At 75.9% G+C, this 14,056-nt stretch carries 16 protein-coding genes; 10 read left to right on the top strand and 6 right to left on the bottom strand.

Going from position 1 to position 14,056, the window contains the following annotated elements; all coding sequences use genetic code 11:
• Positions 1–22 precede the first annotated feature (22 nt).
• Genes ACFU9A_RS14610 through ACFU9A_RS14595 form a run of 4 tightly spaced genes read left to right on the top strand, consistent with a single transcriptional unit; the run spans position 23 to position 2,203 of the window.
• Positions 23–382, top strand: coding sequence for a hypothetical protein (locus tag ACFU9A_RS14610; RefSeq protein ID WP_430576003.1), 360 nt, complete (start codon positions 23–25; stop codon positions 380–382).
• On the top strand, positions 379–900 hold the full coding sequence (locus ACFU9A_RS14605; RefSeq protein ID WP_430576002.1) for a hypothetical protein: 522 nt from the start codon (positions 379–381) through the stop codon (positions 898–900). Before ACFU9A_RS14610 ends, ACFU9A_RS14605 begins: the two co-directional genes overlap by 4 nt.
• Positions 897–2,000: a quinone-dependent dihydroorotate dehydrogenase gene (locus ACFU9A_RS14600; RefSeq protein ID WP_430576001.1), complete on the top strand. Its 1,104-nt coding sequence runs from the start codon at positions 897–899 to the stop codon at positions 1,998–2,000. Before ACFU9A_RS14605 ends, ACFU9A_RS14600 begins: the two co-directional genes overlap by 4 nt.
• On the top strand, positions 1,997–2,203 hold the full coding sequence (locus ACFU9A_RS14595; protein WP_430576000.1) for a hypothetical protein: 207 nt from the start codon (positions 1,997–1,999) through the stop codon (positions 2,201–2,203). Before ACFU9A_RS14600 ends, ACFU9A_RS14595 begins: the two co-directional genes overlap by 4 nt.
• A 25-nt stretch (positions 2,204–2,228) precedes the next feature.
• On the opposite strand, the gene ACFU9A_RS14590 is transcribed toward ACFU9A_RS14595, so the two are convergent.
• Complete coding sequence (locus ACFU9A_RS14590; RefSeq protein WP_430575999.1) at positions 2,229–3,698, bottom strand: PLP-dependent aminotransferase family protein; 1,470 nt, start codon at positions 3,696–3,698, stop codon at positions 2,229–2,231.
• 60 nt (positions 3,699–3,758) lie between these two features.
• Here ACFU9A_RS14590 and ACFU9A_RS14585 point away from each other — a divergent pair, with 60 nt between their 5' ends.
• Positions 3,759–4,745: a YitT family protein gene (locus ACFU9A_RS14585; RefSeq protein ID WP_430575998.1), complete on the top strand. Its 987-nt coding sequence runs from the start codon at positions 3,759–3,761 to the stop codon at positions 4,743–4,745.
• An 11-nt stretch (positions 4,746–4,756) separates the two neighbouring features.
• Here ACFU9A_RS14585 and ACFU9A_RS14580 read toward each other — a convergent pair whose 3' ends face one another.
• The 3 genes from ACFU9A_RS14580 to ACFU9A_RS14570 all read right to left on the bottom strand — a co-directional run bounded on the left by ACFU9A_RS14580 (position 4,757) and on the right by ACFU9A_RS14570 (position 6,949).
• Positions 4,757–5,203, bottom strand: coding sequence for a GNAT family N-acetyltransferase (locus tag ACFU9A_RS14580; protein WP_430575997.1), 447 nt, complete (start codon positions 5,201–5,203; stop codon positions 4,757–4,759).
• An 83-nt stretch (positions 5,204–5,286) separates the two neighbouring features.
• Positions 5,287–6,300: an aldo/keto reductase family protein gene (locus tag ACFU9A_RS14575; protein ID WP_430575996.1), complete on the bottom strand. Its 1,014-nt coding sequence runs from the start codon at positions 6,298–6,300 to the stop codon at positions 5,287–5,289.
• 34 nt (positions 6,301–6,334) lie between these two features.
• Positions 6,335–6,949 (bottom strand): DUF3043 domain-containing protein, encoded by a 615-nt coding sequence (locus tag ACFU9A_RS14570; protein ID WP_430575995.1) that lies wholly within the window; start codon positions 6,947–6,949, stop codon positions 6,335–6,337.
• 39 nt (positions 6,950–6,988) lie between these two features.
• Here ACFU9A_RS14570 and ACFU9A_RS14565 point away from each other — a divergent pair, with 39 nt between their 5' ends.
• Positions 6,989–8,413 (top strand): dipeptidase, encoded by a 1,425-nt coding sequence (locus ACFU9A_RS14565; protein WP_430575994.1) that lies wholly within the window; start codon positions 6,989–6,991, stop codon positions 8,411–8,413.
• 4 nt (positions 8,414–8,417) lie between these two features.
• The gene (locus ACFU9A_RS14560) at positions 8,418–9,239 is read left to right on the top strand and encodes a hypothetical protein (protein ID WP_430575993.1); all 822 of its coding nucleotides are present in this window, start codon (positions 8,418–8,420) and stop codon (positions 9,237–9,239) included.
• Between the two features lie 4 nt (positions 9,240–9,243).
• On the opposite strand, the gene ACFU9A_RS14555 is transcribed toward ACFU9A_RS14560, so the two are convergent.
• Both ACFU9A_RS14555 and ACFU9A_RS14550 read right to left on the bottom strand, forming a co-directional pair.
• Entirely contained in the window at positions 9,244–9,591 is a 348-nt protein-coding gene (locus ACFU9A_RS14555; RefSeq protein ID WP_430575992.1) for an Hpt domain-containing protein, read from the bottom strand.
• On the bottom strand, positions 9,588–9,974 hold the full coding sequence (locus ACFU9A_RS14550) for a response regulator (protein WP_430575991.1): 387 nt from the start codon (positions 9,972–9,974) through the stop codon (positions 9,588–9,590). The genes ACFU9A_RS14555 and ACFU9A_RS14550 overlap by 4 nt, the downstream gene beginning before the upstream one ends.
• 134 nt (positions 9,975–10,108) lie before the next feature.
• Between ACFU9A_RS14550 and ACFU9A_RS14545 the strand changes: the two genes are divergently transcribed.
• Genes ACFU9A_RS14545 through ACFU9A_RS14535 form a run of 3 tightly spaced genes read left to right on the top strand, consistent with a single transcriptional unit; the run spans position 10,109 to position 14,047 of the window.
• Complete coding sequence (locus tag ACFU9A_RS14545; protein WP_430575990.1) at positions 10,109–13,012, top strand: response regulator; 2,904 nt, start codon at positions 10,109–10,111, stop codon at positions 13,010–13,012.
• Entirely contained in the window at positions 13,009–13,515 is a 507-nt protein-coding gene (locus ACFU9A_RS14540; protein ID WP_430575989.1) for a pyruvoyl-dependent arginine decarboxylase, read from the top strand. Before ACFU9A_RS14545 ends, ACFU9A_RS14540 begins: the two co-directional genes overlap by 4 nt.
• A complete protein-coding gene (locus ACFU9A_RS14535; protein WP_430575988.1) occupies positions 13,505–14,047 on the top strand; it encodes a hypothetical protein in 543 nt (180 codons plus the stop codon). Before ACFU9A_RS14540 ends, ACFU9A_RS14535 begins: the two co-directional genes overlap by 11 nt.
• The last annotated feature ends 9 nt before the right edge of the window (positions 14,048–14,056 follow it).

Raw genomic sequence — 14,056 nt, 5'->3', positions numbered from 1 at the left:
GGCCGGCCGGTAGTCTGCGGGCGTGGTTCTTCCCCTCCTGCTCCTCGTCCTGGTGGCGTGCGCCGCGCTGGCCGGGTGGGCGCTCTGGTTCGTCGTCCAGGACCGGGCGGTGATCCTGCGCCAGCTGTTCGGTGCGGCCGTCGTCGAGGCGCTCGTCGTCGTCCAGGCGGTCGTGGCCGGCGTGCTCATGGTCACGCGCGACCATCCCGTCGACGGGCCCCTGTTCTGGGGCTACGTCGCGACGGCGCTGATCGTGCTGCCGATCGCCGCGGTCTGGGCGTTCGCGGAGCGCACCAAGTGGTCGTCGGTGGTGCTGGCCGTCGCGGCCGTCACCGTCGGCTTCCTCGACTGGCGGCTGTGGCAGATCTGGGGTGCGGCATGAGCGGGTCGAACGGCACGAGCCGGTCGGGCGGCGCGAGCCGTCAGATGGGCGAGGCGCGGCGCACGGGCGCGGGCTTCGGCCGCCTGCTCGTCACCGTCTACGGGATCCTCGCGTTCGCGGCGATCGGCCGCTCGTCCTACGAGCTGGCCACCAAGTTCTCCGAGGCGCCCGTCGCCTACTCCCTGTCCACGCTGTCGGCGGTCGTCTACGTGCTGGCCACGATCGCCCTCGCCAAGGGCGGCCCGCGGTGGCGCGTCGTCGCCTGGGTGACGGTGGGCTTCGAGGCCGTGGGCGTGCTCGCGGTCGGAGCCGCCTCCGCGGTCTCGCCCGACGTCTTCGGCGAGACGACCGTGTGGTCCGGGTTCGGGCAGGGCTACGGTTACGTGCCACTCGTGCTCCCGTTCGTCGGCCTGTGGTGGCTGTGGCGCACGCGCCCCCGCGCCGACGACGGGCACGCGTCGAGCGCACCCGACCCGACCGCACCCGAGCCGACCCCACCCGACCCGGAGGTCCGATGAGCCCCTACACGCTGCTGTTCAACGGCGTCTTCCGCAAGATGGACCCCGAGCGGGCGCACGAGCTCGCGTTCGGGGCCATCTCGCTCGCCGGCCGCGTCCCGGTGCTGCGGGACGTCGTCCAGGGCGCCGTCGCCCCCTTCCTGGGCCGCGGCAGCGGCGGGCCGGGCAGCATCGAGGTGCTCGGCCGGACGTTCCCGGCGCCCTTCGGCCTGGCGGGCGGCTTCGACAAGAACGCGCGCGCGATCCGCGGCCTGACCATGCTGGGCTTCGGCTTCGTGGAGATCGGCACGGTCACCCCCCGCCCGCAGCCGGGCAACGAGAAGCCGCGCATGTGGCGCGAGCTCGACGTCCGCGGCGTCCGCAACCGCATGGGCTTCAACAACGAGGGCGCGCCCGCCGCGGCCGCGCGGCTGCGCGAGCTGCGCGCCACGCCCGCGGGCCGCGCCGTCGTCGTCGGCGCGAACATCGGCAAGAACAAGACGACCCCCGCCGAGGGCGCCGCGGACGACTACGCCGCCTGCGCGCGCGAGCTCGCACCCTGGGCCGACTACCTCGTCGTCAACGTCTCGTCCCCGAACACGCCGGGCCTGCGCGACCTGCAGACCACCGCCGAGCTGCGCCCCATCCTCACCGCGGCCCGCGACGCCGCGGACGAGGCCACCGCCGCGGCCGGCACCCGGCGCGTGCCGCTGCTCGTGAAGATCGCGCCCGACCTGGCGGACGCCGACGTCGACGCGGTGGCCGACCTCGTCACCGAGCTCGGCCTGGACGGCGTCGTCGCGGTGAACACGACCATCGGCCACGACCGTGGCCCCGGCGGGCTGTCCGGCCCGCCCCTGCTCGAGCGCGGGCTGCAGGTCGTGGGCCGGCTCCGCGAGCGGCTGGGGCCCGAGCCCGCGATCATCGGCGTCGGCGGCATCGCGAGCGCCGACGACGTGCGCGCCTACCTGCGCGCGGGCGCCGACCTCACGCAGGGCTACACGACGTTCATCTACTCCGGGCCGCTGTGGCCGTCGCGGGTCAACCGCGCGCTGACGCGCACCCGCGGCTCCGTCGCGGCCGGCGCGCTCGCCGGGTCCGAGCCGGGGAGCGCGTCGTGATCCGCCCGCGCTGGGAGTGGGCGCTCGACGACGCCGCCGGCGGCGCGCTGTCGGTGCCCAGCCCCGTCTTCACCACCCAGTACGACGCCGAGCAGTGGCTCGGGGAGCACTGGCGCGACCTGTCCGCGGAGGGCGGGGCCGTCGCGCGGCTGCTGCACGACGGGAACCAGGCCGCGCCGAGCGTGCCGCTGCCCGCGGTCTGACCGGATCCTGCGGGGCGCTCGCGCCTCACCGGCCCGCGGTCACCTGGGCCCAGGCCTGCGCCAGCCGCGGCACGGCGGCCGCGAGCTGGTCCGGCTCGCGGGTGAACGTCAGGCGCACGCGGTCGCGGGAGGACCGGTCGGGGGTGAAGGCCGGCCCCGGCGTGACCAGGACGCCGTGGTTCACGGCCGCCGCGGCGAGCGCCTGCGCCAGCGGCCGTCCCAGGTCGGCCCACAGGCACAGGCCGCCGGCGGGCACGGGCACCCGCCAGTCCGGCAGGGCGTCGCGGACGAGGTCGACCAGCAGGTCGCGACGGCGCCGCAGCTCGGCGACGCGCCCGGGCAGGATCTCGTCGGCGCGGCGCAGCAGCTCGACGACGGCGAGCTGCTCCAGCACGGGCGTCGCGATGTCGGCGGACTCGCGCACCCGCGCGAGCCGGCGCACCACCTGGGGGTCCGCGCGCACCCACCCCACGCGCACCCCGCCCCAGAACGACTTCGATGCCGACCCGATGGTCACGACGTGCGGCGACGTGCCCTCGCCCGCGAACGGCCCGGGGACGCCGGCGCCGGCGTCGAGCGCCAGGTCGGTGAGGGTCTCGTCGCCCACGACCGTGACGCCGGCCCGGTCGGCGAGCTCGCGGACCGCGGCGCGGCCCTCGGCGGACAGCGTGTGGCCGGTGGGGTTGTGGAAGTCCGGCACGAGGTAGACGAGCCGCGGACGGGTGCGCCGCACGGCGGACGCGAGGGTCTCGACGTCCCCGACGGGCACGCCGACCAGCCGGCCCCCGAGGCGCCGCGCGGGCTCCAGCGCGTGGAAGTACGTGGGGGACTCGACGACGGCCGTCTCGCCCCGGCCCACGAACGCGTGGGTCAGCACGGAGATCGCCTGCTGCGCGCCCGTCGTGACGAGGATCTGCTCCGGCGTGGTCGGTACGCCGCGCGCCGTGTAGCGGCCGGCGATCGCCGCCCGCAGCGGCTCGATGCCGAGGTGGGCGTAGCCGCCGGTGCCCAGGTAGCCGGGCAGCATCTCCAGCGCGGCGGCGTACGCGTCGTGCAGGGCCGGCGTGGCCGACGGGGTCGCCTGCGCGAGGTCGACGGGCGGCTCTCCGTGGTCGCCCGCGGGGGAGTCGGTCGGGGCGTCGCCGGCCTCTGCCGGGACCCGGCCGCGCGCCGTGCCGGCGCCGTGGGGGAGGGTCGTGACGGTGCCCGACCCCACCCGGCTGACGAGGAAGCCGAGCTCGCGCAGCCGCGCGTACGCGCCGGACGTCGTGGTGCGCGAGACGTGGAGGGCCGCGGCCAGCTCGCGCTCGCTCGGCACGCGCGTCAGCGGCGGCAGGCTGCCCGACAGGACGGCGGCGCGCAGGGCGTCCGCCAGCGCGAGGTAGGCCGGACCTCCGGCCCGCCAGTCGCCGAGCAGCCGGGCCGTCGCGGCGGGGGAGAGCTGCCGGACGGCGGGGGCGGCGGTGGCCGCGGGAGGCGGCGGGGCGACGGTCACGGGGCCACTGTCACCCCATTGGCCATGGATTGCAAGGCCAATGTGTCCCATGGTGGGACCATGAGCACGACGCCCGCCCCCAGCCGCCGCCCCGCACGCCGGGGCTCCCGCCGCCTCCCCGGCCGTCCCTCGCGTCGGGCCGTCGCTCGGCGCACGGGGGCCGCGCCGTCCGACCCGGGCCCGGCGTCGGCGGCGGCGGTGTCCGCCGCGGAGGCGCCGCGGGCACCGCAGGGATCGGGCACGCAGGGATCGGGCGCGCAGGCGGCACCGGGAGCGTCGCCCGCGTCCGGGGCGTCCGGGGCGTCCGGGGCGTCCGCGCCGGCGGCGTCGATGGGGCCGGTCCGCCGCGGCGTGCAGCTCGTCCTGGGACTGCTCGGGTTCGCGTGGTCGATGGCGATGCTGCTGCACGCCGGCGAGGGCGGCATGCCCTGGGACGTTCTGCACCAGGGGCTGGTGCGGAGCACCGGGCTCGGGTTCGGCGCCGTGGTCGCGGTGACGTCCGTGCTCGTGCTCCTCGCGTGGATCCCGCTCCGGCAGCGGCCCGGCATCGGCACCGTCGCGAACGTCGTCGTGATCAGCCTGGCGATCGGCCCCAGCCTCACCGCGATGGCGTGGCTCGTGCCGGATCCCGGCCTGGCGGCGCGCGTCGCCCTCGCCGTCGGCGGCATCGTCCTGAACGGCGTCGCCACCGCGGCCTACATCGGCGTGCGGCTCGGCCCGGGCCCGCGAGACGGGCTGATGACCGGCCTCCTGCAGCGCACGGGGTGGTCGGTGCGCCTCGTGCGGACCGGTATCGAGGTCGCCGTCGTGCTGGTGGGTGTCCTGCTCGGCGGCACGTTCGGCTGGGCGACGATCGCCTACGCGCTCGGCGTCGGCCCCGTCGTGCAGGCCACGGTGCGCTGGCGGTGGCTGGTGCCCACGGGTCTGACGGGTGCGGCACCCGTCCCGGCCGCGCGGCCGGGGCCGACCGACGCCGACACGGCCCGCCGCGCCCGCGAGATCTCCCGCGCGCTCGACCTCGTCTCCCGCGAGCACGGCGACCGCTGACCGACCTGCCCTCAGGTGCCGGAGGCCAGGTCGCGGCGGTAGAACGTCGCCGACGCGTCGTAGCCGAGGGCCTCGTAGAAGGCGCCCGCGCGCCGGGTGGCCAGCGAGACGTAGGCGGCCCCGCGCGCCGCCGCCCAGCGCTCGGCGTGGTCGAGGAGGGCGCGGCCGAGGCCGCGCCCTCGGTGCGCCGGGTCGACCATGACCTCCTCGACCCAGCAGACCGGGCCGTCGGCGAAGAACGTCAGGTGCGCGCCGGCGAGCAGGTAGCCCAGCGGCCCGGGGCCGACGGCGGCGTAGGTGACGACGGCGACCAGCGAGTCCTCGCGTGCCGTGAGCGTGGCGAAGGACGACTCGAAGACCTCGCGCCGGGGCCGGAAGCTGGTGGCGAGGTCGCGGGCGAGCGGCCACACCGCGGCGGCGTCGTCGGGCCGGGCGGGCCGGACGGTCGGCAGCGGCATGGTGGCACCGTAGCGCGAGGCGACGTCGCGGTTCCTCCGCGTCCCGCGACGAGACCCGGAGGAACCGCGACGTCGACCGCGGGTCAGGCCACGCGGGTCCGGGGCGCGTTCTCGGCGGTCTTCGCCGGGTCGCGCTCGACGACGCCACCGAGCACCTCGTCGATGCGCGCCATGAGCTCGGCGGGGATGGTCACGCCGGACGCCTTGACGTTCTCCGCGACCTGCTCGGGCCGGGACGCGCCGACCAGCGCGGCGGCGACGTTGTCGTTCTGGAGCACCCAGGCGACGGCGAGCTGCGCCATCGACAGGCCGAGCTCGTCCGCGACGGGCCTCAGGCCCTGCACCCGCGTGAGGACGTCGTCGTCGAGGAAGCGCCGGATGCTCTGCGCGCCGCCCTTGGTGTCCGTCGCGCGCGAGCCGGCGGGCAGCGGCTGGCCGGGCAGGTACTTGCCGGACAGCACGCCCTGCGCCATCGGCGACCAGACGATCTGCGAGAGGCCGCACTCCTTCGAGGCGGGCACGACCTCCTCCTCGATGACCCGCCACAGCATGGAGTACTGCGGCTGGGAGGAGATGAGCTGGAACCCGAGGTCCTTGGCCAGCGCGGCGCCGGCGCGGATCTGGTCGGCGGTCCACTCGGAGACGCCGATGTACAGCGCCTTGCCCTGGCGGACGATGTCGGCGAACGCCTGCATCGTCTCCTCGAGGGGCGTCTCGGTGTCGTACCGGTGCGCCTGGTACAGGTCGACGTAGTCCGTGCCGAGCCGCGTCAGGGAGCCGTCGATCGACTCCATGACGTGCTTGCGCGACAGGCCGGTGTCGTTGGGGCCGCCGGGGCCGGTGGGCCAGTAGACCTTGGTGAAGATCTCGAGCGACTCGCGCCGCTCGCCCGCCAGCGCGTCGCCGAGCACCTGCTCGGCCTTGGTGTTCGCGTAGACGTCGGCGGTGTCGAACGTCGTGATGCCGGCGTCGAGCGCGGCCCGCACGCACTGCGTCGCGACGTCGTTCTCGACCTGCGAGCCGTGGGTGAGCCAGTTGCCGTAGGTGATCTCGGAGATCTTCAGACCGCTGTTGCCGAGGTACCGGTAGTTGACCATGCGCCCACCCTAGGGCGGGCGCACGGCCGGTCGATCACTCCGGGTAGACGCCGTGCTTCTTCGACGTCGGCTTGGGCAGGCGCGAGCGGCGGATCTGGAAGGCCCGCATGACGGCGTACATCATCGTGCCCTTGGGGACGTCGTGGAACTTGGCCAGCAGGCGCTTCTTGAGCCCCCGCCACAGCAGGAACGCGTCGGCGATGGTCAGCAGCACGACGGCGTACAGCAGCATCAGCACGAGGGCCGAGATGGTGATGTTCCGGCTGAAGATGAGGTTCAGGATGATGAAGAGGAACGCGACGGGCAGGAAGAACTCGCCGAGGTTCCAGCGGGCGTCCACGTAGTCGCGCACGTAGCGCTTGACCGGGCCCTTGTCGCGCGGCGGCAGGTGGCGCTCGTCGCCGGTCTGCATCGCCTTGTACTCGAGGTTGCGCTGCTCGCGAGACTTCTCCCGCGCCGCCTTGGTCGCCGCCTTGCGGTCGTTCGGCACCAGGGGCCGCTTGTTCGCGGCCTCGGACACGCTGCGCTTGGGGGTGGGGCGCCCCTTGCCGGCGGGCGCACCGGACTGCTCGATCTCGGCGGCCGCGTCGACGGGGTCGGTGGAGTCGGGGGACGACGACGTCGCGTCGGACTTGTGGCGAGAGAACACGCACCCAGGGTAGTCGAGCGCGCGGGTAGCGTGAGCCGCGTGACCGACACCCCCGCCCCCTCCCCGGCCGCCCCGCCGCACGACGACGCCGCCGCCACCCTGCGCGCGCACGTCGAGCGACAGTTCCCCGAGCTCCAGGCCGACCTGGAGCGCCTGGTGCGCATCCCGAGCGTCTCGGCGGCCGCCTTCGACCAGACCCACGTGGCCACCAGCGCCGACGCCGTGGCCGCGCTGCTGAGCGACGCGGGCCTGCCGGACGTGCGCATCCTGAGCTCGGCCCGCCCGGACGGGACGCCCGGTGCGCCCGCCGTGGTCGCGCGCCGCCCTGCTCCCGAGGGCCGACCCACCGTGCTGCTGTACGCCCACCACGACGTCCAGCCGCCCGGCGACGCCGCGGCGTGGGCCACCGACCCGTTCGTGCCCGTCCAGGTGGGCGAGCGCCTCTACGGGCGCGGCGCCGCGGACGACAAGGCCGGGCTGGTCGCGCACGTCGGCGCGCTGCGGGCGCTCACCGCGCTCGCCGCCGAGACCGGAGCGGACCTGCCGGTCGGCATCACCGTCTTCGTCGAGGGCGAGGAGGAGTCCGGCTCCCCGAGCTTCCGGCAGTTCCTCGCCGACCACCGCGAGCTGCTCGCCGCCGACGTCATCGTCGTCGCCGACTCCACCAACTGGAAGGTCGGCGTGCCGGCCCTGACCACCTCGCTGCGCGGCCTGGTGGACGGCGTCGTCGAGGTCGAGGTGCTCGGGCACGCGGTGCACTCCGGCATGTTCGGCGGCCCGGTGCTCGACGCGAACACGCTGCTGGCCCGCCTCATCGCCACCCTGCACGACGACGCGGGCAACGTCGCGGTGCCCGGCCTGGTGAGCGGCCCGGAGCCGGAGGTCGACTACGACGAGGCGGCGTTCCGCGCCGACTCGTCGGTGCTCGACGGCGTGGAGCTCGCGGGCGAGGGCACGATCGCGGGCCGGCTGTGGACCAAGCCGGCGCTGTCCGTCATCGGCATCGACGCCACGAGCGTCGCGCACGCGTCGAACACGATCGCGGCCCGCGCGGCGGCGAAGCTGTCGCTGCGCATCCCGCCGGGCCAGGAGCCGCAGGCGGCGGAGGACGCCCTGCGCGCCCACCTGGAGGCGGCGGCGCCGTTCGGCGCGCGCGTCACCTGGCGGCCGGGGGAGCAGGGGCGGGCGTTCCACGCCGCCGGCGACTCCGCCGCGATGCGCGCCGCCCGGGCCGCGTTCGCCGCCGCGTGGGGCACCGACCCGGTGGACATCGGCGTCGGCGGCTCCATCCCGTTCATCGCCGACCTGCTCGAGTTCTTCCCCGACGCCTCCGTGCTGGTCACGGGGGTCGAGGACCCGGACTCCCGCGCGCACGGCGCCGACGAGTCGGTGCACCTGGGCGAGCTGCGCAAGGTCGTGCTGGCCGAGGCGCTGCTGCTGCGCCAGGTCGCGGCGCAGGGCTGACCCGGTGCCGGGCGCCGGTCCCGCGGACCTGCACGGCGGCGCGTTCGACCGCGCCGCCGCGCGGGCGAGCATGGTGCCGCTGCTCCCGTGCGGCGGCGACGAGTCCGACCTCGACGCCCTGGTGGAGTTCTGGACCGCGCTCGGCCTGGAGACGACGTACCGGCAGCGCCGCCCGAACCCGTTCGTCGCGTTCGGCCGCGGCGGCATCCAGGTGCAGTACTACGGGATGCCGGGGTGGGACCCCGAGCAGAGCCACTCGTCGTGCGTGCTCGTCGTCCCGGACACGCAGCCCGTGCACGACGCCTTCGCGGCGGGGCTGCGCACGCTGCTGGGCCGGCTGCCCCTCGCCGGCGTGCCACGGATCACCCGGCCGCGCCGGCGGGCGAACAACGGGGGCCTCAGCGGGTTCAGCCTCGTGGACCCCGCGGGGAACTGGGTGCGCGTGACCCGCGCGCCCGACGCGCCCGTGGTCGCCGGGGAGGGCGGCACCACGACGTGGACCTCGGGTGGCGGCGGCCCCCTCGCCAGGGCCCTCGAGAACGCCGTCGTCGTCGCCGACTCGCACGGGGACGTCGCCCAGGCCCGCAAGGTGCTCGGCGGCGCCCTGCGACGGGCGCGGACGGGCGCGGACGCCCCGTCGACGGCGGAGGTCGCGCCGGTGCTCGCCTATCTGGCGGAGCTGGCGGTGCGTGCCGGCGAGGGGAGCGAGGCGCGGGAGCTCCGCGCGGAGCTCGAGGCGCTGCCGGCGGTCTCCGACGACGACGCCGTCGCGCTCGCGGGCGCGCTCACGGACGTGCGGGCGCTGCCGGACGTGCCGGAGGGGTGAGCACCTAGGCGCCGGCGGTGTCCGGGGAGCCGGGGGCCTCGTCGGCGGGAGCGATCGCCGTGCGGACGGCGTCGAGGGCGGCGGCGGCGTCCTGGGCTCGTCCGTCGTGCAGCGCGGCCTCCAGCCGCTGCGTCGCCCCGGCGAGCTCCAGGTCCCCGAACGTGCTCGCGGACCCGGTCACGGTGTGGCAGAGGTGCTCCGCCTCCTCCCGCGCGGCCCGGTCGAGCGGGGCGCCCGGTGCGTCCAGGAGCTCCAGGATGCGCCGCGCACGGCCGACGTTGCGCGCGCGGGCCCGGCGGGCGAGGACCACGACGGCGTCGCTGAGCCCGCCCTCCGGGTCGGCGGAGGTCACGCGTCCCACCCCAGCGCGGCCGCGAGCTCGTCCGACAGCCGCAGCGGGTCGAACGGCTTGGTGAGCACGGCGACGGCGCCCAGGCCGTCGAGGCGCGAGATCTCCGGGGTGCCGACCTTCGCCGTGAGGAAGACGACCGGCACGTCGACCAGCTCCGGGACGGCACGGATGCGGCCCAGCACCGTGGGCCCGTCGTGCACCGGCATCATGACGTCGAGGAGGATCGCGTCCGGCCGCACGCGCCGCGCGACCTCCAGCCCCGCCGTCCCGTCGCCCGCCGTGTGCACCTCGTGCCCGCCGACGGCCGACAGCGCCAGTGCGGCCACCTCCCGGATCGACGGGTCGTCGTCGATGACGACCACGCGTCGGCCCCCCGTCGCCACGTGTTGTTCCCCCTCGTCCGCCTGCCCGGTCCGCTCGACCGTACCTCCCGGCGGCCTCCGGCGCTCTCCGTCGCCCGAACCCCCGTGCCCCGTGCGGAGAGCGGAGCACGCCAACCTCTCCTAACCTCGGCCCCATGGGGGATGCGCGACAGACGACGGCGCGGGGGCACCGCACCTTCGTGCGCTGGTGCTGGGCCGCGGGTGTCGGGGTGCTGGCGCTGGTGGTGGTCCTGGCCGGACCGATGGACCAGGCGGCGCGGGCCGAGCTCTCGAGGACGGCGATCGCCGCCGCGGGCGTCGTCGCGGCGTTCAGCTGCGGGTGGCGGGCCGTGCGGTCGGCCGGACGCCGGCGGCGGGCCTGGGGGCTGCTGGCCGTCGGCGGCGTCGTGGGCGTGCTCGGCAACGTCTACGCGGTGGCCGTAGGAGACCCTGACACCGGGGACGTCGCGTACATCGCGGCGCTGGCGCTCGGCGTCGTCGGCCTGGCCCTGTTCCCGACGGTGCGCCCCCGCGGCCAGGAGGTCGTGCGGATGCTGCTCGACAGCATCGTCGTCGGCGGCTCGGTGCTGTACATCGCGGTGTTCGCCGTCGCGCTGGAGGGGCGCACCTTCTCCTCGACGCCGGCGCTCACCGCCTACGCGCTGCCCGTGGTCGACGCCCTCCTCGCGACCTTCGCGGTGCTGGTGCTCAACCGGTCCAGCGCCGCGGAGCGCGTGCCGCTCGGCCTCGTCGGCAGCGGGTTCGTCCTGTACGCCGTGGCGGACGTGTCGTTCGCGCTCCTCACGGCCCAGGGCGGCTTCACGTTCGGCAGCCCGATCGATGCCGCGTGGGTGGGCGGCTACCTCGCGATCGCGGTCGCCGCGCGCCACCCCGCCGCCTCCGGCAGCCCGTTGGCGGACGAGCGCGCCAAGGGGTCGGCGGTGCTCGGCACGGTCGTGACGTTCGGCATCTTCCTCGCCGCCGCCCTCGTGCGGGTCGGCCAGGCCGGGCAGGCGTTCCCGTGGGTGGCGAACGCGCTCTGGACGGCGGTCCTCGTGGCGGTCGTCGTCCGGCAGATCCTCGTGGTCGTCGACAACGAGTCGCTGCGGCACGACCTCGAGCGCCGCGTGGAGCTGCGCACCGCGCAGCTGCGCGCGCTGGCCAGCGAGCGGGAACGCACCCTCGAGTCGGTGGCCGACGGCATCTACGGCGTCGACACCGCCGGCCGGGTCACGTTCGTCAACGCCGCGGGCGCCCGGACCCTGGGGGTCACCGCCGCCGACCTCGTCGGCCACGACGCCCACGAGACGTTCCACGCGCCCGCCGCCGACGGCACCCCCTACCCGTCCGACCGGTGCTACATCACCGAGGCGGTGCGCGACGGCGTGACGGCCACGGCCGAGCAGGACGTCTACCGGCGGCTGGACGGCAAGGACGTCCCCGTCGAGGTCACGGCGAGCCCCCTGCGCGCCGACGGCGAGGTGACCGGGGCCGTGGTGGTCTTCCGCGACGTCACGGAGCGGCGCGAGGTGGAGCGCATCAAGGACGAGTTCGTCTCCGTCGTGAGCCACGAGCTGCGCACGCCGCTCACCTCGATCCGCGGTGCGCTCGGACTCCTCGACAGCGGCGTGCTCGACCGGTCGTCCGAGCAGGCCGCGCGCATGGTGCGCATCGCCCTGACCAGCAGCGAGCGGCTCGGCCGGCTCGTCGACGACATCCTCGACGTCGAGCGCATGGACGCCGGGACCACGCCCCTCGAGCTGGCCGACCACCAGGTCGACGCCCTGGTCGCGGCCGCCGTGGAGCAGGTGTCCATCCAGGCCGACGAGGCCGGGGTGGTGCTGGCGCCCGCGAGCAGCGACGACGTCATGCGGGTCGACGGCGAGCGCGTCGTGCAGACGCTCGTGAACCTGCTCAGCAACGCCGTGAAGTTCTCCCCGCGGGGCGGCACGGTCCGGGTGGCCGCCGTCCCGGTGGGCGAGCTGACGGAGGTGCGCGTCGACGACGAGGGCCGGGGGATCCCGCCCGACAAGCTCGAGGCGGTGTTCCGCCGCTTCGAGCAGGTGGACGCCTCCGACGCGCGCGAGCGCGGCGGCACCGGCCTCGGCCTCGCGATCGCCCGCAGCATCGTCGAGCGGCACGGCGGCCGCATGTGGGCCGTGAGCGAGGGGGAGGGACGCGGCTCCAGCTTCCGGCTCACGCTGCCGCGCGTCGTCTCGGCCATGGCGGCGCCCGCCGCGCCGGACGCGCCGGACGATGACGGCCCGGCGACGCGCGTGGTGGTGGTCGACGACGACCCGTACGTCGTGGAGGTGCTGCGCGAGGTGCTCGAGCTGCGCGGCTACGACGTGGTGGGGGTGACCGACGGCCGCGCGGCGGTCGACGTCGTCGAGGACGAGCACCCCGCGGCCATCGTGCTCGACCTGGCGATGCCCGGCACCGGTGGCACGGAGATCCTCCGACACCTCCGGCGGTCGGCGGCGACGGCGCAGCTGCCGGTCGTCGTGGTGTCGGGGACGGCCCCGGCCGACGCCCGGGAGACCGCGGCGCTCGCGGACGGCTGGCTGGTCAAGCCCGTCGACCCCGACCGGCTCGTCGAGACGGTCCGCGAGGTGATCCGGCTGCGTCCCCACCACGACCGGGTGCTGGTGGTGGAGGACGACGACGGCCTCCGGGACGTCCTGGTGACCGTCTTGGAGAACGGCGGCCTGGACGTGATCCCGGCCCGGGGCGTGGCCGAGGCGCGCGTGGCGCTCGCGCGGGGCGAGGAGCCGGACCTCGTGGTGCTCGACCTGCGGCTGCCCGACGGGTCCGGGAAGGACCTCGTGGCCGACCTGCGCCGCAGCGGGCGGCTGCGCCACGTCCCCCTCGTCGTGTACTCGGGGGCAGAGGTCGGGTCGCGCGAGCGGGACGACCTGCGACTCGGCAGTACCGTTTTCCTCACGAAGGGGAAGAAGGCACCGGACGCCGTCCTGCGCCCCGTGCTCGACCTCCTGGACGCGGCGTCCGGCCGCGTCGCCCCCGTGCCCCCCGACCCGTCGAACCCGAGGACCCCATGACCGAGCCCCTGACCATCCGCGTGAGCGCCGGCACCGGGAGCGGGCGCACCACCCTCGCGGCGTTCGACGCCGCGCTCGTCGCCGCCGGAGTCGGCGACTTCAACCTGGTGCGCCTCAGCTCCGTGGTCCCCCCGGGCAGCGTCGTCCTCGAGGTCGACGGCCCGGACCAGCTGCAGGGGGAGCACGGCGACGCGCTGTGGTGCGTGTACGCCGCGGGGTACGCGTCGCTGCCGGGCCACGAGGCGTGGGCTGGGGTGGCGTGGTCGCGCCGCGACGACGGCAGCGGCGCGGGCCTGTTCGTCGAGCACGACGGGCCGTCGCACGAGCAGGTCGCCACCGACCTCACGCACAGCCTCGAGGACCTGTCGACGACCCGCGGCGGCACCTACGCCCCGGAGGGGCGCATGGTCACCGGGCTGACGTGCGAGACGCTCCCGGTGTGCGCGGTCGTCGTCGCGACCTACCGGCGAGCAGGCTGGGAGGAGCAGGGCCGTGCACGCTGACGTCACGTTCGAGCCGACCGTGTCCGGCGACGTCGCCGACGGCTTCTGGCGCCTCTACCTGGAGGCGTTCGAGCCGCTGCGCACGCGCGCCGCGGCGCGGCACGTGCTGCACCGCGAGGAGTTCGACGAGGAGATGGCCGACCCGCGCGTGCTGAAGCTCCTCGCCCACGACCGGGCCGGCGAGCCGGTCGGCCTGACGACGCTCGCGACGGACCTGGCCGCGGTGCCGTGGGTGAGCCCGGAGTTCTTCGCGGCCCGCTACCCGGAGCACGCCGCGCGCGGCGCGGTCTGGTACATCGGCTTCACGCTCGCGCACCCCGGTCGGCGCGCCACGCGCACCTTCATGGACATGATCGACGCGTTGGTCGCCCACCTCGCCGAGCACCGGGTGGTGTGCGCGTACGACGTGTCCCGCTTCAACGACGACTCGCTGCGGTTCGCCGACAACCTGCGCCGCCGGCTGGAGCGCACGCAGGACGTCACGGTGGAGACGGTCGACCGCCAGACCTACTACGCGACGACGTTCCACTGACGGCCGGCG

The sequence above is a fragment of the Isoptericola sp. NPDC057653 genome (assembly GCF_042799955.1).
Lineage (GTDB): Bacteria > Actinomycetota > Actinomycetes > Actinomycetales > Cellulomonadaceae > Isoptericola.
Note: the sequence above shows the minus strand (reverse complement) of the source record. Positions and strands in the feature narration are given on the sequence as shown.